The sequence below is a fragment of the Prevotella sp. AM34-19LB genome (assembly GCF_003468525.1).
Lineage (GTDB): Bacteria > Bacteroidota > Bacteroidia > Bacteroidales > Bacteroidaceae > Prevotella.
Map to the genome: position 1 here is coordinate 1 of NZ_QSIG01000087.1, position 5,116 is coordinate 5,116.

Sequence of the window (5,116 nt, forward strand, 5' to 3'; positions counted from 1 at the left end):
CAAAAGCAATTTTCCTGCATTTTCAGCATCAAAAACTTTGTAAAATTCATCAATAATACAAAATAATTCTGTAACTTTGTCCTTGGTAATCTCCATAATGATATCTTTTATGTTTGTAACTAATTGGATTTCACCTACAAAGATACAAAAAATATCGGAGATTACCAACTTTTTTAGGCACTATTTCTTATCCCGAACTGAGGTAAAAAATACAACTGAATTTACAAATTTCTCAGGTAAGGCATACATCTCTCTCTTGATTCAAGTAAAGAGAGGTGCTACAAGCATCTATCCATCTGGCGATACAGATGGTTCTAAGTTTGGTTGGGCAGCAGTAGCTATCCCAGTTGATGCTGGTCAGACAACAGCTTCATGGGTAGCAGGTAACAAGTACATTTACACTCTTAATCTGACAAATGGTTGTGGTCAGGTAGATCCTGTTGATCCTGGTACAGATGTTAATCCTGGTGGTAAGGATCCAAACAAGCCTAAGGATCCAAACAAGGGTGATAAGATCTTCGGTAAGGAAATCAAGTTCACTGTTAAGGTCGTAGAATGGAAGCCTGCACCTGATGATAACGGTACAAACATTCCGATGTAATCCCCCATTACATTCACAATAAAATATCAAATTCAAGGAATTGGAGATTCCCCCTCACGTGATGTTGAGCTTCGGAATTCTCCAATTCCTTTAACTCCAAAAAATGGCGTAAGAAAAAGAATAAAAAGAAACCATTATGATGAAGAAAACTTATAAAAGCAGTTTGTTGGCACTCAGTGTACTCGCATCCTTTACGTCATGTTCAGAAAGCGAATCACTGCAGCAAGCCAATCTATCAAAAGATAAAATCACGTTTCATGCAACGCTCGACAACAGCTGGAAACCCATGTCTCCCGCTTCCTCTTCCCGTGCTGCCATAGCTGCTGCCACCGAGAAGGTCCCATCGTCGTGTCAACTCCTTTCGGAAAACCCCTCTATCTCCATCCCGTAGTGCAGGATGGCATCCATATTTGGAGCAAGGAAGGAAAACCCATCACCCGTTCCGGCGCACCCCTGGAAGATGTAGAGCACGAAAGGGTAGCGCTGACGCGTGGAAGCATGAAGGATAATATTGGCGCCTATGGTAGCTTTGGCGTAACTGCGATTTATAAGGAAGGAGAAAATAATGTTCTGTTATTGGATAATGCTGAAGCCGAGAAAACTGATGGTGAATTCTGGGGATTCACAAACAATAGTAATGCAAGGTGGCCGATAGGTTCCACCGTGTCTTTTCATGCATACGCTCCTCATAGCTCTGCAGATAAGAGTATGTTGACCTATGGTGTTGATAAGGATAATGTTCAGACACAAATTACCTATACTGCATCAACTACAGCAGATGATATCATCAATCAGCCAGACTTGATCGTTGCAACCAATACCGGTTCTCGTCAGATTTCGGATGCAGCTGATGCAGTACAATTGGATTTCATTCATGCTCTTACTGCCGTATCCTTCGCTATCGATAAGGATTTGGCAGATGTTGTAGGTAAGGGGGGAAAGATGACAAGCGTAACTCTGAAAGGTATTCCTAACAAGGGCAACTGTAATCTTTCAGTATCGGCAACGGCTAATGTGCCAACAGCTGCTTGGACAACAGGTAATGGAACAGGTGAATACACCTTTGATTTATCCGGTGCGAATATAGTTGTCGGTGACCAAGATCATGCGCTCACATCGGACAATCAAACCTTGATGATGATTCCTCAGACTTTGCCTGAGGGTGCTGAGTTGTGCTTCAGTTTGGATATGAATGGAACAACTCAGGAATGGAAAGTGCCACTCAAGGGGCAGGTTTGGGAGGCAGGTAAATCCATCATCTATAAGCTTTCGTCCAACTCTATCAATATGTTGGATGATGCAAAGGTTGTATATCCTGATACATGGACAGTTCATTCCTTTCCAAAGACATCATTCGGAGAGAACGACGTTGTAGGTCTTTACGTAGTAAATAAATTCAATCAGATAGTTGCTGAAAATGTGCAGCTTACAAAAACGAAAGGAGAAAATAATACATTTACGTGGAAGACGAAAGACAACAAGAACTTCTCGTTCTCGACAGATAACAAGTATTTCGCCTACTATCCATATAGTGCATCGATGACAAAGGGTGAAGGAACCGCCGCAACTGCCACAGATTTCTTCAAAACCAAGATTTCTTCGCTGTCAAATGATAATAATGTAGTAGCGGATCAATCAGCTAAAGAAACCCTCTTGGCCCAGGATTTCCAGGTGGCAACGGGAACAGTTGGTCCTGATGCCGGCTCTATTGTTTTCAATATGGAGCATCAGGTAGGGCTTGCAGTGATAAATTTGAAAAGCAAGACTTTAGTTGAGACTCGCCAATTTACTAAAGATACCTATAAGTATTACTATGGTGAAGGTGAACAACCGGCTACTGATGATTACAAAGATTTGGGTACTGTAGATATAATGGCTTCAAATGCTTTTGTAGGGAATAAGCCATATCGAGCTGATGATGCTGGTAAGAAATATCTCCAGATTATTCCTTTTGGTCGTTCATTGACGTATCAAGCGTCTGCTCAAGCGACAAGTGGAAATCAAAATGGTTGGGGAAAATTGTCAGGGGAGGATTATAGTATGTCTCCTTCTGTTAATCAGTCAGTAGTAGAAAAGGATTTTCTACCATACTGTAATCGTGAATTCTATCGTCTTGCTCGTCTTTTCGAATACAAGCGTTCGATAGAGTCTTTTACGGTTCCTGTTGATGGAACATATACCCTGGAATGCTGGGGAGCAGGAGCATCTAAAGGAGGTAAATCCGAGGGAGATTATCTGGCACAAAAAAATCAGATTCTCTATATCTGTGTAGGTGGTAAGGGAACAGATGGTAGTACGTCCGATAAAGGAGTTGGCGGCTATAATGGTGGCGGAAATGGAGGAGATTCTGTATTAGGAAAACAAAAAGGTGGTGGTGGCAGTGGTGCTACTCACATTTGCCTGATGGACGGACTTTTAAAAGATTTAAAAACTGCATACGATAATAATAAATTGTTAATGGTAGCAGGAGGTCAGGGTGGAAACAAAGGTTCTGCAGACGGACCGTATGGTGGAGGCCGTGAAGGAGGTAAACCTGAATTTTGGGGTGGCGGTTACTATCAAGCAGCAACTCAAAAAAGTGGTTATGCCTTTGGTACAGGTCAGAATGGTCACGATGGTGACAATACTTATACAAGCTATGAAGGCAGAGCGCGAGGTAGCGATGGTGGTGGCGGCGGTCTGTATGGTGGCTATGCACCCTATGACTCATCGAGTTTTAATGCCACATGTGGAGGCGGCGGTGGCAGTGGTTATGTGAATCCAAATCTTGTCAATGGTAACACGATAGCCGGTAATCAAACCTTCCTGTCACCTTCGGGCGTATCAGAAACGGGACATGCAGGTAATGGTGCAGCTCTGATAACATGGCTTCCGTAGCACCGGATATGCCCGTCCTCCGTTAGGCGTTCCGGCGGATATGTTATCCGCCGTCAAAAATGACCTAACCACTTTATGCTCTGGGGATTTGCAATCCCCAGCAACCAGGCTGTAGCCGGCATATTGATGGGATAGGGGATTGCAAATCCGTAGCGCCGGATATGTCCTGTCCTCCGTTAGGTGTCCCCCGTAGCATCGGATATTCCCATCCTCCGTCAAACAATGACCTAACCACTTTATGCTTTGGGGATATGTTATCCCCGCCTCCAGGCAATAGCCGGCATATCGATGGGATAGGGGGATTTATTGATAAAGTATATCTTCGAAGCAATTATATGTAAAGCCTCGCCCCCTCGCTAGCTGGTGGTCTCTTCACAGAGAGCTACAGCAGCGGGGGAGGCATAGGTGAGGTAGTTGTTGATAGAATTAGAGTCTATTGATTGAAGGTGTATGTGAATATGCCTCCTTCATATTTTTTAAGGAAGCAGATTGATGTGTGAAAATCTGCAAGATTAATTTTATAGTTTTAATAAGTAGGTGGTACAGTGGTACATCTATTTACATCTTTTACTTATAATTATCCCCTGCCTGCTTGTGAAAGCCGGCAGGGCTTTTAATCCGAAAATCCAAAAGATATCATATATCTATAAATATAAATATCAACTCCTAATGAGTTGATACTTGCTTTTGTTTTTTAGGTTTAATTATTACATAAGCAAAACCCCCATCCGGCTTGAGAAAGTAGGATGGGGGATGTTTTTTTCTGCTCCCATTCCTATACCTCCAGCAGCGGCTGGAGCTTGGTGGCATCGAAGCAGGGACCTGCCTTCTGCACGCCAGGCAGGTCACGATGACCCAGTATCACCTTGATGTCAGGGAAACGGTGGTGGAGGTTGATGATCAGCAGAACATCGCATCCTTCTGGGCTGCCGTTCGGGTGTCGGCTATGCAGCCATTGGCATCCAGTCCGCCCTCATAGCAGATGCCGATGGAGTTGGCGTTGGCTCCACGGGCATGCGCACCCATTCGCTCTATCGGACGGCACTCATGTACCTTGCCGTCGCGCGTAATATAATAATGATAGCCGATGTCAAACCAGCCGTTCACATCCACATGGTCGTGGCGCAGCTGCTCTACTGTGTAAGGGTGATTGCAGCGGCTACCGCTGCAATGCACCACAATCATATCAATCTTTCTCATAGTCTATCTATTAAACCAGATAATCCATTGTTAAACCCTGGTGGCGGTTCCCTAAAAAGAGCAGGAAGATACTCCCATAGCGCCCAGAAGGGCCGTTAATACCGTCACCGCAAACTTGATGATCTCATTCCATGTCTGCTTGTTCTTGATACTCATATTCTTTATTCGTTAATAATTAAATGGTTTACAAATCTACATCCGTGCTGCTGTTGTCTCCATTGCCGGTATCACCGGTATTCTCACCATTGCCGCCAGTGCCCTGCGATGTGCCGCCAGTGTTCTCACCTGTGCCGCCTCCGGTGGTGCTTCCTGGCTTGCCGGTCTCGTCAGTGCCGTCGCCAGCCGCCTCGTCCTTCTTGTACTTCTTTGCCTCCTCGATGTTGAGCGTCTTGGCGCCCGCCTTCTCTGCCTTCATGGCTGCAATCTGCAGAGCTCTGG

At 44.6% G+C, this 5,116-nt stretch carries 4 protein-coding genes and 2 pseudogenes; 2 read left to right on the top strand and 4 right to left on the bottom strand.

The genetic code is table 11. From position 1 onward, the window contains the following. A pseudogene (locus DW830_RS17190) lies at positions 1 to 96 on the bottom strand (IS982 family transposase); the annotation flags it as partial. Between the two features lie 160 nt (positions 97 to 256). On the opposite strand from DW830_RS17190, the gene DW830_RS15040 reads away from it, so the two are divergent. Further along, complete coding sequence (locus DW830_RS15040; RefSeq protein WP_119250454.1) at positions 257 to 601, top strand: hypothetical protein; 345 nt, start codon at positions 257 to 259, stop codon at positions 599 to 601. 498 nt (positions 602 to 1,099) lie between these two features. Beyond that, entirely contained in the window at positions 1,100 to 3,478 is a 2,379-nt protein-coding gene (locus tag DW830_RS15045) for a glycine-rich protein (protein WP_147487286.1), read from the top strand. 775 nt (positions 3,479 to 4,253) lie between these two features. Here DW830_RS15045 and DW830_RS15050 read toward each other — a convergent pair. The 3 genes and pseudogenes from DW830_RS15050 to DW830_RS15055 all read right to left on the bottom strand — a co-directional run. Further along, positions 4,254 to 4,678 (bottom strand): annotated as a pseudogene (locus DW830_RS15050) (N-acetylmuramoyl-L-alanine amidase). A 51-nt stretch (positions 4,679 to 4,729) separates the two neighbouring features. Continuing rightward, positions 4,730 to 4,834 carry a smalltalk protein gene (locus DW830_RS16000; RefSeq protein WP_158573523.1) on the bottom strand — a complete coding sequence of 35 codons (105 nt, stop codon included), beginning with the start codon at positions 4,832 to 4,834 and terminating at the stop codon, positions 4,730 to 4,732. Between the two features lie 28 nt (positions 4,835 to 4,862). Then, on the bottom strand, positions 4,863 to 5,116 hold a 254-nt coding region (locus DW830_RS15055; RefSeq protein WP_410524534.1), incomplete at its 5' end, for a hypothetical protein.

Coding starts and splice junctions, on each gene's coding strand:
- DW830_RS15045 (WP_147487286.1), top strand. CDS start 1,100: ATGAAGGATAATATTGGCGCCTATGGTAGCTTTGGCGTAACTGCGATT.
- DW830_RS16000 (WP_158573523.1), bottom strand. CDS start 4,834: ATGAGTATCAAGAACAAGCAGACATGGAATGAGATCATCAAGTTTGCG.